We start from the raw sequence: 11,520 nt of genomic DNA on the forward strand, positions 1-11,520 counted from the left end.
AACACCCCGAAGGCCGCTGGGGGCAGGGGGCTGGCGGCGGCGCCCCGCCCTCTTGAGGCAGAGGCGCCGCGGGCGCGTTACTCCGCCGCCAGCACCAGCGCGGCACCGAGGCCGGCCACCGCGCCCGGCACCGTCCAGCGGCCCTCGGTGGAGGCGGGCTGGTCGGCCGTGACGGGCTGCAGGTCCTGGCCGAACTTGGGGCGCCGCGCATCCAGCACGCGGGCCGGGCCGTGCTCGGCGATCAGGCGCTCGGTCAGTTCGGCCAGCGGGCCCTTGGCCAGCACCGGCGTGGCGCTGTCGCCGCGCGCCAGCAGGGCGGGCATCACCTGCGCGAACAGCTTCTCGGCCCACTTGGCGCGCCAGTTCTCGCGCGCGCTGTGGCTCACCCACTTGCTGATGCGGTGCGTCATGCGCGGCGCGCAGGCCACCAGCAGCCACTGCGTGCGCCCGCCGCCCACCAGCATGGGCTGGAGCTGCTGCTGCGCATAGGTGGCGTCGTCCACATACACAATGATCTTGTCCATGGTTTTTTCCTTTCAAAGGGTCGTGAGGACAGGGGGAAGGGGTGGGGTCAGACCGGCTGGTTCTGCGGCACTTCGCCGGCGGCCGACGACTTGCGCGTGGACCACCAGCCGGCGCCCAGCACGCCGGCGACGGCCAGCACATAGGTGGCCCAGCGCGCGGCGATGTTCAGCGGCTCGGACGAATCGAACAGCGCGTCCAGCAGCGGCTCGGCCACGATCATCTTGGCGGCGGTGAAGGCCAGCACGGCAGCGCCGAGCTGGATGATGATGGGAAAGCGCTCCACCAGCTTGAGCACCACCGAGCTGCCGAACACCACGATCGGCACGCTGATCAGCAGGCCGATCACCACGAGGTCGAACGAGCCGTGGGCCGCGCCGGCCACGCCCAGCACGTTGTCGACGCCCATCAGCGCGTCGGCCACGATGATGGTCTTCATCGCACCCCAGAAGGTGGTGGCGCCGGCGCTGCTGTGTTCGCCGCCGCCCTGGTCGGCCAGCAGTTTCCAGGCGATCCAGACCAGGCCCAGGCCGCCGACCAGCATCAGGCCGGGGATCTTGAGCAGCCAGACCACGCCCACGGTCATGGCGGAGCGCATGACGATGGCGCCGACGGTGCCCCAGACGATGGCCTTGCGCTGCAGGTGCTTGGGAACGTTGCGTGCGGCCAGGGCGATCACGATGGCGTTGTCGCCGGCGAGCACGAGGTCGATCAGGATGATGGCCAGCAGCGCCGACCACCAGGCGGTGGATAAAAACTCCATGACAAAAATTCTCCGAGTTGCAATCGATCAACAACCGGAAACAGGAGGTGTGCAGAACGTGTGTGATTGCCGCGAATCACAAGACGCACTTCGACCAAACCTGGTTCCAGGTTCCAATCGAAGGTCTTGCTCGGCATGGAGTCATGCGAAATGTGCCCAACAAGCCGGAAGAAATTCTTCGTATTGACGACTTGCTGATACCTGCTGCAGCGGCATCCTGTGGACGCCTCCCTGTGCTGCACCAAGCGGGAGCTACTCCCCTTCGTGCTGAGTATTAAAGCATTGCAAGATGGCTTTGGCAAGCCGGATTTCGCACCGCCTTTCGCCATCTTTCAAGCCTTTTGGGGCGGAGGTCCAGGTGCTGCGGTCTTTGTTTGCTATCAATTCAATAGCGATTGCGGCGGCTTCGCGGCCGGCGCTTCCACCTGCCGGCGCCAGGGACAGGGGCGGAGCGCTATCATCGCCCTCCCTTGCATTGCAGATCATGGCCGGAATCCACATCACCGATATCGAAGCCGCCATCAACTACTGGCGCGACAGGAAGCCCTCGCCCGACGGCGTGACGCTGGCGCCCGAGCTGCGCGCGCTGGCCGAGGTCTATGCGCTGATGATCTACCACCATGAGGACGAGGCCGACGAGCATGGCTTCCCGGCCAAGGCCTACGCCGCCTGGAAGGCCTGGTACGACACCACGCCCGACACGCCCTGCATCGCGATCTGCTCCACCAGCCAGGGCGACGAGCAGTGCAAGGGCTGCGGCCGCAGCTTCGACGAGGTGCAGCACTGGCCGGCCATGAGCCCGGCCGAGAAGCGCCAGACCTGGCGCCGCATCACGCTGCTGGACGAGGCCTGGCGCTTCAACAAGTACGCCGAGCGCGCCGCCGAGGCCAAGGACCCGCCCGCCGGGGCCTGAGGAGCGGCCATGCTGCGGCTGACCCGGGCCCCCAACATCGCCGTGGCTGCGCTGTGGGTGGACCTGCTGCGCGAGGCCGGCATCGAGGCCTCGGTGCAGCGCTACTTCCTGAGCTCGGTGGCCGGCGACCTGCCGCCCGACCAGTGCCTGCCCGAGATCTGGCTGCGCCATGACGCGCAGGAGGCCGAGGCCCGCGCGCTGCTGCACGCGCTGCAGCACCTGCCGCAGCGGCGCTGGCTGTGCGCCTGCGGCGAAACCGTGGAGGGCGGCTTCGAGCAGTGCTGGGCCTGCGGCCGGCCCATGCCGGCCTGACCCCGGCCGGGCGCGGGCCCAGCGCCGGCGCGGCGCCGCACGCAGTACCGCACTGAAGACGTGCGGTATCGGGTGCGTCCTACCATCGCGAGTTGGGCCCCGCTTGCCGGGCCGCACATCGGGTGCGGACGAAGGCGTGGGCCCGTGCCGAGGTTTTCACGCATGTCCCGCCCGCCGCTCACCGCCATCCGAGGCCCGTCCGGGGCCGGGTTGCCGGTGCCTGCGCGCCGGCTGGCGCGGCGCGGGCCGGCACTGGCCCCGGACCGCGCCGCGGCGCCCCGCAACATCGACCGCCGCCAGGCCGCACGGTAGTCCGGCGCCGGCCTGGGTGTGACAGGCCGGCGCATCGGGCGCCCGAGGGGCCGCGCGCGCGGCCCAGGCCCCGCCCTCACACACACCTCACCCTTGTTTCGGCCGCCCGCCCTGGCGGCGCGCCGAAGGTTGTCGCACGGCTGCCGGCCCCGGGCCGCGTCCGTGCACGTGTGGAGCTTTCTGCCGTGGTCCTTACCCTGCCCCCCTGCCTGCCCGGCCTGCCGCCCTGGCTCACCCGTCCCCTGGAACTGCGCATCGACGTGGGCCAGCGGCCCGAGAAACCCATCGAGGAGGAGCTCGACGGCCTCTACGAGCGCCTGCAGACCCCGGGCGACCGCCTTTACGGGCTTCCTTCGGAGCTGCTGGACGGCGAGCCGGAGTTTGCGCTGCGCCAGCGCGAGGCCGACGGCGAGTTCTACGTCTATGTGGAAGACCTGCGGCGCCGGCGGCTGGCCGGCTACACCGTCTTCAACCGCCTGATCGAGCTGGGGCGCCGGGCCGACCGCCACCTGCGGGCGCCGCACTCCAAGTACGGCCTGCCGTACCAGCGGCGCGGCCTGGCGAGCGCGGTCTACCGGCGGGCCCTGGGAACGGGGCTGTGCCTCGTCACGGGCGCGCGCCAGTCGCCCGGCGCGCATGCGCTGTGGCAGTCGCTGGCGCGGCGCCACGCCTGGGGCTATGTGGAGTTGCGCGACAAGCGCCTGAGCTACCTGGGGCAGGCCGTGCCGGCGCCCGTGCTGGACGACCTGCACACCCGCATGCTGCTGCTGGGCGAGGGCTGGACGATCGGCCGCCTGGCCGAGGTTGCGGACATGGCCCTGTGAGGCCGGGGCCTACTTCCAGCGAAGCGGCTCGATGTCGACGGTGGTCTTGCCGTCGCTCATCATCAGCGCGCCTTCCTGGATCGTGGCCTGCAGCTGCATGCTGCGCTGGGCCAGGCCGCTGAGCGCCTGGGCGGCCTCGGTGGGCACGCGCCAGACCTGCAGCCGGTCCAGCCGCGAGAGCTTGTTCTCGATGCCGCGCCACCAGACTTCGGCCGCGTGGTGGAAGCAGTAGACCATCACCTGGTCGGCCTTGCCGCAGGCCTTGACCAGCGGCTTGTCCTCGGGCTGGCCCACCTCCACCCAGAGCCGGGTCTGGCCGGTGAAGTCGGTCAGGGCGACGTCGGGCTCGTCGGGGCTGGACAGGCCGGCGCCGAACGCCAGCGTGCCGTCGCCGCCGCACACGGTCTGCAGCTGGTGCGCGTTCAGCGCCAGCGCCACCAGGCGGATCATCATGCGCTCGTCGGTCTCGCTCGGGTGCCGCGCCAGCGTCAGCGCGTGGTCGGCGTAGTAGCCGTGGTCGATGTCGGCGATGGCCAGGCCGGCCTTGAAGATGGTGGATTTGAGGGCCATGCCGTTGCTATTGTTTTGGTAGCGACTGATGTCCGTGGGACGCGGACATCAGCCGTATTTGACTTGTTTTTTTGGGAAAATCAGGCGCGCCGCGCCAGCTCGGCCGCCTTGCCCACGTAGCTGGCGGGCGTGAGGGCCAGCAGGCGGTCTTTCTCGGCCTGCGGGATCTCCAGCGAGCGGATCAGGCCGTGCAGCGCCTCGGCCGTCACCGTCTTGCCGCGCGTGACTTCCTTGAGCCGCTCGTAGGCGCCCGGCACGCCGAAGCGCCGCATCACGGTCTGGATCGGCTCGGCCAGCACTTCCCACGAGGCGTCGAGGTCGGCGGCCAGCGCCTCCTCGTTGAGTTCGAGCTTGTTCAGGCCGACGCTCAGCGCGTGGTAGCCCAGCGCCGCGTAGCCCAGCGCCACGCCCATGTTGCGCAGCACGGTGGAGTCGGTCAGGTCGCGCTGCCAGCGGCTGATCGGCAGCTTCTCGCTGAGGTGGCGCAGCAGGGCGTTGGCCAGGCCGAAGTTGCCCTCGGCGTTCTCGAAGTCGATCGGGTTGACCTTGTGCGGCATGGTCGAGGAGCCGATCTCGCCTTCCTTGAGCCGCTGCTTGAAGTAGCCCAGGCTCACATAGCCCCAGACGTCGCGCGCCCAGTCGATCAGGATGGTGTTGGCGCGCGCCACGGCGTCGAACAGCTCGGCCATGTAGTCGTGCGGCTCGATCTGGATGCTGTAGGGCTGGAACGCGAGGCCCAGGCCCAGCGGCTCCGGCGTCTCGATGACCTTGGCGGAGAAGGCCTCCCAGTCGAAGTCGGGCCAGGCGCTCAGGTGGGCGTTGTAGTTGCCCACGGCGCCGTTCATCTTGGCCAGCAGCCGGACGGCGGCGATCTTCTCGCGCGCGGCGGCCAGGCGCACCAGCACGTTGGCGATCTCCTTGCCCACCGTCGTGGGGCTGGCGGTCTGGCCGTGGGTGCGGCTGAGCATGGGCACGGCGGCGTACTCGTGGGCCATGACGCGCAGCTTGACGATCAGGGCGTCGAGCCCCGGCAGGATCACCTGGTCGCGCGCGCCCTTGAGCTGCAGCGCATGGCTGGTGTTGTTGATGTCCTCGCTGGTGCAGGCGAAGTGCACGAACTCGCTGGCGGCCTGCAGCTCGGGCCGCGCCTCGAACTTGGACTTGATCCAGTACTCCACGGCCTTGACGTCGTGGTTGGTGGTCTTCTCGATCTCCTTGATGGCGCTGGCATCGGCCGGCGTGAAATTTTTCACGAGACCCATCAAGTAAGTACGCGCTCCCGGGGTGAGCGGCTTGAATTCGGCAAAGCCGGCATCGCTGAGCGCGACGAACCAGGCCACTTCGACCTGGACGCGGCGGTGCATGTAGCCCTGTTCGCTCATCAGCGGGCGCAGGTGGCTGAGTCGGGCGGCATAGCGCCCGTCGAGCGGCGACAGCGCCGTGATCGTGGAGGAAGTCATGCCTCAATTGTAGGCGCCGCCCCTGTCCCGGCGTTGTGCCGGGGCCACGGCGCCACAGGCCTTCCCCTAGAATGAAGACCCATAGAACTCGAACAGCCAGAGGCCTCATGAAACTCATCGGATCGACCAGCAGTCCCTACGTGCGCAAGGTGCGCATCGTCATGGCCGAGAAGAAACTGGACTACCAGTTCTCGACCGAGGACGTCTGGGCCGCCGGCACCACCATCGCCGAATCCAACCCGCTGGGCAAGGTGCCCTGCCTGGTGATGGAAGGCGGCGAGGCGCTGTTCGATTCGCGCGTGATCGTCGAGTACCTGGACACGCTGTCGCCCGTAGGCAAGCTGATCCCGGGCCTGGGCCGCGAGCGCGCCGAGGTCAAGACCTGGGAGGCGCTGGCCGACGGCCTGCTCGACGCCGCCGTGCTGGCGCGGCTCGAAGCCACCTGGCCCGAGCGCACCAAGGCCCAGCGCAGCCAGGCCTGGATCGACCGCCAGCTTGCCAAGATCACCGCCAGCCTGAAGGCCATGAGCCATGGCCTGGCCGACAAGCCGTTCTGCACCGGCATCCACCTGAGCCTGGCCGACATCGCCGTGGGCTGCGCCCTGGGCTACCTGGATTTCCGCTTCCCCGAGATCGACTGGCGAGGCGCCCACCCCAACCTGGCCAAGCTGTACGAGAAACTGGCGCTGCGCCCGAGTTTCATCGACAGCGTGCCGGCCTGAGCCGTTTTCCAGAGAAATCGGCCGGAGGTCCAGGTGCCGCGCACCTGGAGCGCTACTTTTTTGATAGCAATCGACGCCTGAGGCGGCACCTGAATTCCCAGTCCGGAGGCGCGGATCAGCGTCCGGCGGCCCGGCGCACGGCGGCGAAGTAGGCGCCGTAGGGCAGCAGGCGCCGCAGCTTGATCCAGCGCGTGACGCGGCGCGGAACGTCGATCTCGAACGCGCCGCGCGCCCAGCCGCGCAGGATCTCCTGCGCCGCCTGCTCGGGCGTGACCGGCACGGCCGGCGGCGTGCCGGCGCAGCCCGGGTTCACCAGGCTCACGCCGATGCCGCGGGCCTGCAGGTCGGCGTACAGCGCCTCGGCCAGGTTGATCAGCGCCGCCCGGGTCGGGCCGTCGGCCAGGCCCTGGGGCAGGCCGCCGTAGCCGGCCGCGCCGCCGAGCAGGCAGAGATGGCCCGCGCGCTGCGCCAGGAAATGCGGCAGCGCCGCGTCCAGCACATGCAGCGCGCCGACGTAGTTGACCTGCTGGTGCCGCAACATCTCGTCCAGGCTGAAGCCGCTGGCGCGCAGCGCACGGGCGTGGCCGGCGCAGTACATCACGGCGTCGAGCCGGCCCAGGTCGAGCAGCGTGCGCGCCGCCTGGCGCACGGCGGCGGCGTCCGTCACGTCCAGCGGCAGCGCGACGGCGCCCGGGTGCTGCGCGGTGAACTCGTCCAGCGCCGGCGCCTGGCGCGCCGAGACGAACACCCGGGCGCCGCGCGCATGCAGGGCCGAGGCGGTGGCGCGGCCGATGCCGCGCGAGGCGCCGACCAGCCACACGACCTGATCGCGCCAGTCGGTGAGGCGGGGGTTGAGGCTCATGCCCGGGCCTCGTTCAGCGTCACCTTGTCGGTCATCAGGTCCATCCAGTCGTCCATCTGCGCCTTGCCGGCCCAGTGTAGCGGCCGCCGAGGCCCAGGCGCGCGCGGGCGGCAAACGGGCCGGACACGCCAAAGCCGACGACGGTCACCTTCATGGGTGAGACCATCATCAGCTGGCGGGGAATAAAAATGCCGCGAAGCGCCCTGAAGCGAAGGAGGGAGGGAGGGAGGAGGAGGAGAAACGCTTCAGGATTGCAACCAGGCTAACAGCTCCTGGGAGGCTTCGCAGCAGTAAATGGGTCGGTTCGGATTCCAGCTCCTTGCCCTGATGGAGTGCTCCAGCGTATCCACAGTTCCCCGTGGCGGGTTGTTCCGGATGGTAAATTTTTGTGAACATGGGGTGTTTTTTGGCACTCTGGCGGGTTTTATGGGGCCTGGAGCTGCTTTTCGATGTCCTTGAGCAGGGTGCGGTCCTCGGGCGTGGTCAGGCTGGAGTAGCTGGCGACGACCTGGCCGTCGCGCCCCAGCAGGTACTTGTGGAAGTTCCACAGGGGCCGCTGGCCCGACTTCTCGGCCAGCAGCCTGTAGAAGGCATTGGTCTGGCCGCCGCTCACGCTGGTCTTGGCGAACATCGGAAACTTCACGCCAAAGGTGTTCTCGCAGAAATCGGCGATCTGCTTGTTCGCCCCCGGCTCCTGCGAGAAATCGTTGGACGGGAAGCCCAGCACCACCAGCCCGCGGTCCTTGTACTTCGCGTAGAGTGCCTCCAGGCCCTTGTACTGCGGCGTGAAGCCGCAGTAGCTGGCGGTGTTGACCACCAGCAGCACCTTGCCGGCGTACTGGCAGAGCGCCTGCGGTTTCTCGTCCTGCAGCCTCGGGAAGCTGTACTGCAGCGTGGCCGGGCAGGCGCCGCCGTCGGCGGCCTGGGCCAGGCCGCTGGCCAGCAGCCAGCCGGCCGAAGCGGCCAGTCGAATCAGGGTTGCGGGTACGGGCATCGGGGTCTCCTTGGGGCAGCGCGGCCGGGGGCAGTCTGTGTTGGAGGGCGGGCCGGCCCTGGTGTTCCCCAGTGGCAATCCGGGCCGCCATCGCTCATACTCTGCGCCCATCCGGGGCTGCCCTGCCAGTACGCACGCAATCGCCCTTTGGAGTCAATACCCAGAACCAGCACCATGAACGATCGCGTCGCTCCAGGCGTCATGACCGTGCCGATCTCCGCCGTGGAGCGCGACACCGGGCTGTCCAAGGACACCCTGCGGATCTGGGAGCGCCGCTACGGTTTTCCGCGCCCCGGGCGCGACGCGTTCGGCGAGCGGGTGTATCCGGTGGCACAGGTCGACCGGCTGCGCCTGATCCGGCGCCTGCTCGACAACGGGCACCGCCCTGGCCGGGTGGTGCCGCTCGCCATGGACGAGCTGCAGCGCCTGGGCGAAGGGCTGTGCAGCGTGCCGCCCTACCCCGAGGCCGGGGCGGGCGCCGACCTGTTCGCCTACCGGGAGCTGATCCAGGACCACGACGCGCCGGCGCTGCGCCGCGCCCTGGGCCAGGCCTGCCGCGAACTGGGGCTGGCGCGCTTCGTCACCCACCTGGTGGCGCCGTTGAATGCCATGGTGAACGACGATGGCCTGCGCGGGCAGATGGAGGCGTTCGAGCAGCGCCTCTACGCCGAATGCGTGCACCGGGTGCTGCACGGCGCCCTGGACAGCCTCGGCGGCACGGAGGGAGCGGCCGCCAGCGGGGCGCCGCGCGCGCTGCTGGCCACGCTGGTGCAGGAGCCCGAGGTGCTGGGCCTGGCGATGGCCGAGGCCCTGCTGGCGCTGGCCGGCTGCCACTGCCTGTCGCTCGGGCCGCAGACGCCGGTGCGCGACATCGGGCGGGCCGCCGCCGCCCACCGGGCCGACATCGTGGTGCTGAGCCTGAGCGCCGGCCAGAACCCGCAGCGGCTGCGCAGCGGCCTGCAGGAGTTGCGCCAGATGCTGCCCGAGCCGACCGAGCTCTGGGCCGGCGGGCCTTGCCCGGCGCTGCAGCACCGGCCGCTGCCCGGCATCCTGGCCGTGCCCGACCTGGCGGTCCTGTTCGAGCATGTCGCGCGCTGGCAGGGCGCGCATCTCTGAGGTGTGCAGGCCACTGCAGGGCGGGCAACCCCCCGTCCCGGGCCTCTTTCGGGGCCGATGACCTTCCCAACCTTGATGATTTGTAAGGGGTTTTTCACATTGACCGTTTAAAATCGGTCCAGTTACGAAAGATTGCAATGCTTTACCCCGAACTGTTCAAGCAACTCGAGTCCGTCCGCTGGGACATGGACAAGGACATCCCCTGGCAGTCGTTTGACGCGTCCAGGCTGTCGGATGAACAGGCCCAGACGATCAAGATGAACGCCATCACCGAGTGGTCGGCGCTGCCGGCCACCGAGATGTTCCTGCGCGACAACAAGGACGACAGCGACTTCTCGGCCTTCATGTCGATCTGGTTCTTCGAGGAGCAGAAGCACTCCCTGGTGCTGATGGAATACCTCAAGCGCTTCCGCCCCGAGCTGGCACCCACCGAGCAGGAGCTGCACGAGGTGCGCTTCGAGTTCGACCCGGCGCCTGCGCTGGAAACGCTGATGCTGCACTTCTGCGGCGAAATCCGCCTCAACCACTGGTACCGCCGCGCCAGCGAATGGCACACCGAGCCGGTCATCAAGCACATCTACACCACGCTTTCCCAGGACGAGGCCCGCCACGGCGGCGCCTACCTGCGCTACATGAAGCGCGCCATCAACAACTTCGGCAACGAGGCCAAGGCCGCCTTCACCAAGGTCGGCGTGCTGATGGCCAGCGCGCGGCGCACCGCGCAGGCGCTGCACCCGACCAACCTGCACGTCAACAAGGACCTGTTCCCGCGCGACACCATCCAGAGCCGCCTGCCCAACCCCGAGTGGCTGGAGCACTGGCTGGACACCCAGATCAAGTTCGATTCGGTCTGGGAGAGCAAGGTGGTCGAGCGCATCCTGCACAACCTGAGCCTGCTGATGGACCGCAGCTTCAAGAGCGTGCAGGAGCTCAACCGCTTCCGCAAGGAAATGGCGGCGTCCCTGACCCATCCCGCCGAACCCCAGGCCGTCTGATCCGCGAAAGACGGGCCCCGGCCGTCGCCTGATGCCAACCGCCATTCCGCCCCCGGGCTTTCTCGGCAAGATCACGGCGCGCGCCGAGGCGGCTCGCCGCGTGGCGGGCCTGCCGCAGCCCGTGGTCTTTACCAACGGCGTGTTCGACGTGCTGCACCGCGGCCACGTCACCTACCTGGCGCAGGCCCGCGCGCTGGGCGCCAGCCTGGTGGTGGCGCTCAACAGCGACGCCTCGGCCCGGCGGCTGGGCAAGGGCCCCGAGCGCCCGCTCAACAACGAACAGGACCGCGCCATCATGATGGCGGCGCTGGAGTCGGTGAGCCTGGTGACCTGGTTCGACGAAGACACGCCGCTGGAGCTGATCACCGAGCTCAGGCCGCAAGTGCTGGTGAAGGGCGGCGACTACGACATGAGCCGGCTGGCCGAAACCCGGGTGGTGGAGCAGTACGGCGGCCGGGCGCTGGCGATCCCGTTCGTGGACGGCTATTCGACCACGGCGCTGGTGGCCCGCATCCGGGCCGCGTCCTGAGACGTTCCTCGGCGCCTCAGGCGCCGGCCGCGGGTTGTGACTGGCGCCACTGCGCCAGCCCGCCGGCCAGCAAGCCGCACAGCGTGCCCGCCAGCGCACCGCCCAGGTGTGCCGCATAGACCACGTTGAAGCCCCACTCCGGCGAAAAGCCGATCGGGTTGGACCAGGCATGCTCGCTGGCGAGCTTGAGGAACAGCCCGGCGAAGAGCAGGACGGTCCAGGATTTTGCTCCTGATTTGATAGCAACCGATGCCCACAGCACGCCGACCATGGCGTGAATCAACCCCGAAAGCCCGCTGTAGCGGGTGATTTGCGGCCACAGCAGCAGCGACAGCGTGCCCAGCGGCCAGGCCAGCAGCAGGGCCAGCGTGGCGGCCCGGCCCGCGCGCAGCGCACAGCCGAGCACGGCCAGCGCGCCCAGCGCCAGCAGGTTGGCCAGCAGATGTCCGCCCGACAGGTGCACCAGGCTGGCGGTCCACAGGGTCCAGGGCTGGTGGGGCCAGCGGGCGGCATCCCACACCAGCGGCGCCAGCGGGTGCGCGGCCGACGTCACCGGGCCGCCGGCCAGCCAGACGGCGAGGCTGGCGACCGCCAGCGCCAGGCACAGGGCCGGCCAGGCCTTCATG

14 protein-coding genes are annotated in these 11,520 nt (G+C 69.4%); 7 read left to right on the top strand and 7 right to left on the bottom strand.

Translation table 11 applies throughout. The annotated features are described in order from the left end of the window. Nucleotides 1-77: 77 nt before the first annotated feature. Together MMF98_RS21555 and MMF98_RS21560 are read right to left on the bottom strand one after the other, a co-directional pair. Nucleotides 78-524 (bottom strand): hypothetical protein, encoded by a 447-nt coding sequence (locus MMF98_RS21555; RefSeq protein ID WP_243309400.1) that lies wholly within the window; start codon nucleotides 522-524, stop codon nucleotides 78-80. 47 nt (nucleotides 525-571) lie between these two features. Then, the gene (locus MMF98_RS21560; RefSeq protein WP_243309401.1) at nucleotides 572-1,285 is read right to left on the bottom strand and encodes a TerC family protein; all 714 of its coding nucleotides are present in this window, start codon (nucleotides 1,283-1,285) and stop codon (nucleotides 572-574) included. A gap of 484 nt (nucleotides 1,286-1,769) precedes the next feature. On the opposite strand from MMF98_RS21560, the gene MMF98_RS21565 reads away from it, so the two are divergent. The 3 genes from MMF98_RS21565 to MMF98_RS21575 all read left to right on the top strand — a co-directional run bounded on the left by MMF98_RS21565 (nucleotide 1,770) and on the right by MMF98_RS21575 (nucleotide 3,646). Next, nucleotides 1,770-2,198: a DUF3717 domain-containing protein gene (locus MMF98_RS21565; RefSeq protein WP_243309402.1), complete on the top strand. Its 429-nt coding sequence runs from the start codon at nucleotides 1,770-1,772 to the stop codon at nucleotides 2,196-2,198. 9 nt (nucleotides 2,199-2,207) lie between these two features. Further along, nucleotides 2,208-2,510 carry a putative signal transducing protein gene (locus MMF98_RS21570; RefSeq protein WP_243309403.1) on the top strand — a complete coding sequence of 101 codons (303 nt, stop codon included), beginning with the start codon at nucleotides 2,208-2,210 and terminating at the stop codon, nucleotides 2,508-2,510. A 497-nt stretch (nucleotides 2,511-3,007) separates the two neighbouring features. Then, nucleotides 3,008-3,646, top strand: coding sequence for an N-acetyltransferase (locus MMF98_RS21575; RefSeq protein ID WP_243309404.1), 639 nt, complete (start codon nucleotides 3,008-3,010; stop codon nucleotides 3,644-3,646). 9 nt (nucleotides 3,647-3,655) lie between these two features. On the opposite strand, the gene MMF98_RS21580 is transcribed toward MMF98_RS21575, so the two are convergent. Continuing rightward, nucleotides 3,656-4,216: a YaeQ family protein gene (locus tag MMF98_RS21580; RefSeq protein WP_243309405.1), complete on the bottom strand. Its 561-nt coding sequence runs from the start codon at nucleotides 4,214-4,216 to the stop codon at nucleotides 3,656-3,658. An 80-nt stretch (nucleotides 4,217-4,296) separates the two neighbouring features. Then, nucleotides 4,297-5,676 (bottom strand): adenylosuccinate lyase, encoded by a 1,380-nt coding sequence (purB, locus tag MMF98_RS21585; protein WP_243309406.1) that lies wholly within the window; start codon nucleotides 5,674-5,676, stop codon nucleotides 4,297-4,299. Nucleotides 5,677-5,783: 107 nt separating this feature from the next. Here purB and MMF98_RS21590 point away from each other — a divergent pair, with 107 nt between their 5' ends. After that, nucleotides 5,784-6,398 carry a glutathione S-transferase C-terminal domain-containing protein gene (locus tag MMF98_RS21590; RefSeq protein ID WP_243309407.1) on the top strand — a complete coding sequence of 205 codons (615 nt, stop codon included), beginning with the start codon at nucleotides 5,784-5,786 and terminating at the stop codon, nucleotides 6,396-6,398. 115 nt (nucleotides 6,399-6,513) lie between these two features. Here MMF98_RS21590 and MMF98_RS21595 read toward each other — a convergent pair whose 3' ends face one another. Both MMF98_RS21595 and MMF98_RS21600 read right to left on the bottom strand, forming a co-directional pair. Further along, on the bottom strand, nucleotides 6,514-7,260 hold the full coding sequence (locus MMF98_RS21595) for an SDR family NAD(P)-dependent oxidoreductase (protein ID WP_243309408.1): 747 nt from the start codon (nucleotides 7,258-7,260) through the stop codon (nucleotides 6,514-6,516). 424 nt (nucleotides 7,261-7,684) lie between these two features. Then, entirely contained in the window at nucleotides 7,685-8,254 is a 570-nt protein-coding gene (locus MMF98_RS21600) for a glutathione peroxidase (RefSeq protein WP_243309409.1), read from the bottom strand. A 174-nt stretch (nucleotides 8,255-8,428) separates the two neighbouring features. Here MMF98_RS21600 and MMF98_RS21605 point away from each other — a divergent pair, with 174 nt between their 5' ends. The 3 genes from MMF98_RS21605 (at nucleotide 8,429) to rfaE2 (ending at nucleotide 10,894) form a co-directional block, all read left to right on the top strand. After that, nucleotides 8,429-9,370, top strand: coding sequence for a MerR family transcriptional regulator (locus MMF98_RS21605; RefSeq protein WP_243309410.1), 942 nt, complete (start codon nucleotides 8,429-8,431; stop codon nucleotides 9,368-9,370). Between the two features lie 137 nt (nucleotides 9,371-9,507). Beyond that, on the top strand, nucleotides 9,508-10,365 hold the full coding sequence (locus MMF98_RS21610) for a ferritin family protein (RefSeq protein ID WP_243309411.1): 858 nt from the start codon (nucleotides 9,508-9,510) through the stop codon (nucleotides 10,363-10,365). A 31-nt stretch (nucleotides 10,366-10,396) separates the two neighbouring features. After that, on the top strand, nucleotides 10,397-10,894 hold the full coding sequence (gene rfaE2, locus MMF98_RS21615; RefSeq protein ID WP_243309412.1) for a D-glycero-beta-D-manno-heptose 1-phosphate adenylyltransferase: 498 nt from the start codon (nucleotides 10,397-10,399) through the stop codon (nucleotides 10,892-10,894). Between the two features lie 16 nt (nucleotides 10,895-10,910). On the opposite strand, the gene rrtA is transcribed toward rfaE2, so the two are convergent. Continuing rightward, entirely contained in the window at nucleotides 10,911-11,519 is a 609-nt protein-coding gene (gene rrtA / locus MMF98_RS21620) for a rhombosortase (protein WP_243309413.1), read from the bottom strand. Between the last annotated feature and the right edge of the window lies 1 nt (nucleotide 11,520).

The sequence above is a fragment of the Variovorax terrae genome (assembly GCF_022809125.1).
Classification (GTDB): Bacteria; Pseudomonadota; Gammaproteobacteria; order Burkholderiales; family Burkholderiaceae_C; genus Variovorax_A; species Variovorax_A terrae.

What these genes read in the sequence shown, in the direction of transcription:
- MMF98_RS21610 (WP_243309411.1), top strand. Translation starts at nt 9,508, where the DNA reads ATGCTTTACCCCGAACTGTTCAAGCAACTCGAGTCCGTCCGCTGGGAC.
- MMF98_RS21555 (WP_243309400.1), bottom strand. Translation starts at nt 524, where the DNA reads ATGGACAAGATCATTGTGTATGTGGACGACGCCACCTATGCGCAGCAG.
- rfaE2 (WP_243309412.1), top strand. Translation starts at nt 10,397, where the DNA reads ATGCCAACCGCCATTCCGCCCCCGGGCTTTCTCGGCAAGATCACGGCG.
- MMF98_RS21560 (WP_243309401.1), bottom strand. Translation starts at nt 1,285, where the DNA reads ATGGAGTTTTTATCCACCGCCTGGTGGTCGGCGCTGCTGGCCATCATC.
- MMF98_RS21605 (WP_243309410.1), top strand. Translation starts at nt 8,429, where the DNA reads ATGAACGATCGCGTCGCTCCAGGCGTCATGACCGTGCCGATCTCCGCC.
- MMF98_RS21565 (WP_243309402.1), top strand. Translation starts at nt 1,770, where the DNA reads ATGGCCGGAATCCACATCACCGATATCGAAGCCGCCATCAACTACTGG.
- rrtA (WP_243309413.1), bottom strand. Translation starts at nt 11,519, where the DNA reads ATGAAGGCCTGGCCGGCCCTGTGCCTGGCGCTGGCGGTCGCCAGCCTC.
- MMF98_RS21570 (WP_243309403.1), top strand. Translation starts at nt 2,208, where the DNA reads ATGCTGCGGCTGACCCGGGCCCCCAACATCGCCGTGGCTGCGCTGTGG.
- MMF98_RS21590 (WP_243309407.1), top strand. Translation starts at nt 5,784, where the DNA reads ATGAAACTCATCGGATCGACCAGCAGTCCCTACGTGCGCAAGGTGCGC.
- MMF98_RS21600 (WP_243309409.1), bottom strand. Translation starts at nt 8,254, where the DNA reads ATGCCCGTACCCGCAACCCTGATTCGACTGGCCGCTTCGGCCGGCTGG.
- MMF98_RS21580 (WP_243309405.1), bottom strand. Translation starts at nt 4,216, where the DNA reads ATGGCCCTCAAATCCACCATCTTCAAGGCCGGCCTGGCCATCGCCGAC.
- purB (WP_243309406.1), bottom strand. Translation starts at nt 5,676, where the DNA reads ATGACTTCCTCCACGATCACGGCGCTGTCGCCGCTCGACGGGCGCTAT.
- MMF98_RS21595 (WP_243309408.1), bottom strand. Translation starts at nt 7,260, where the DNA reads ATGAGCCTCAACCCCCGCCTCACCGACTGGCGCGATCAGGTCGTGTGG.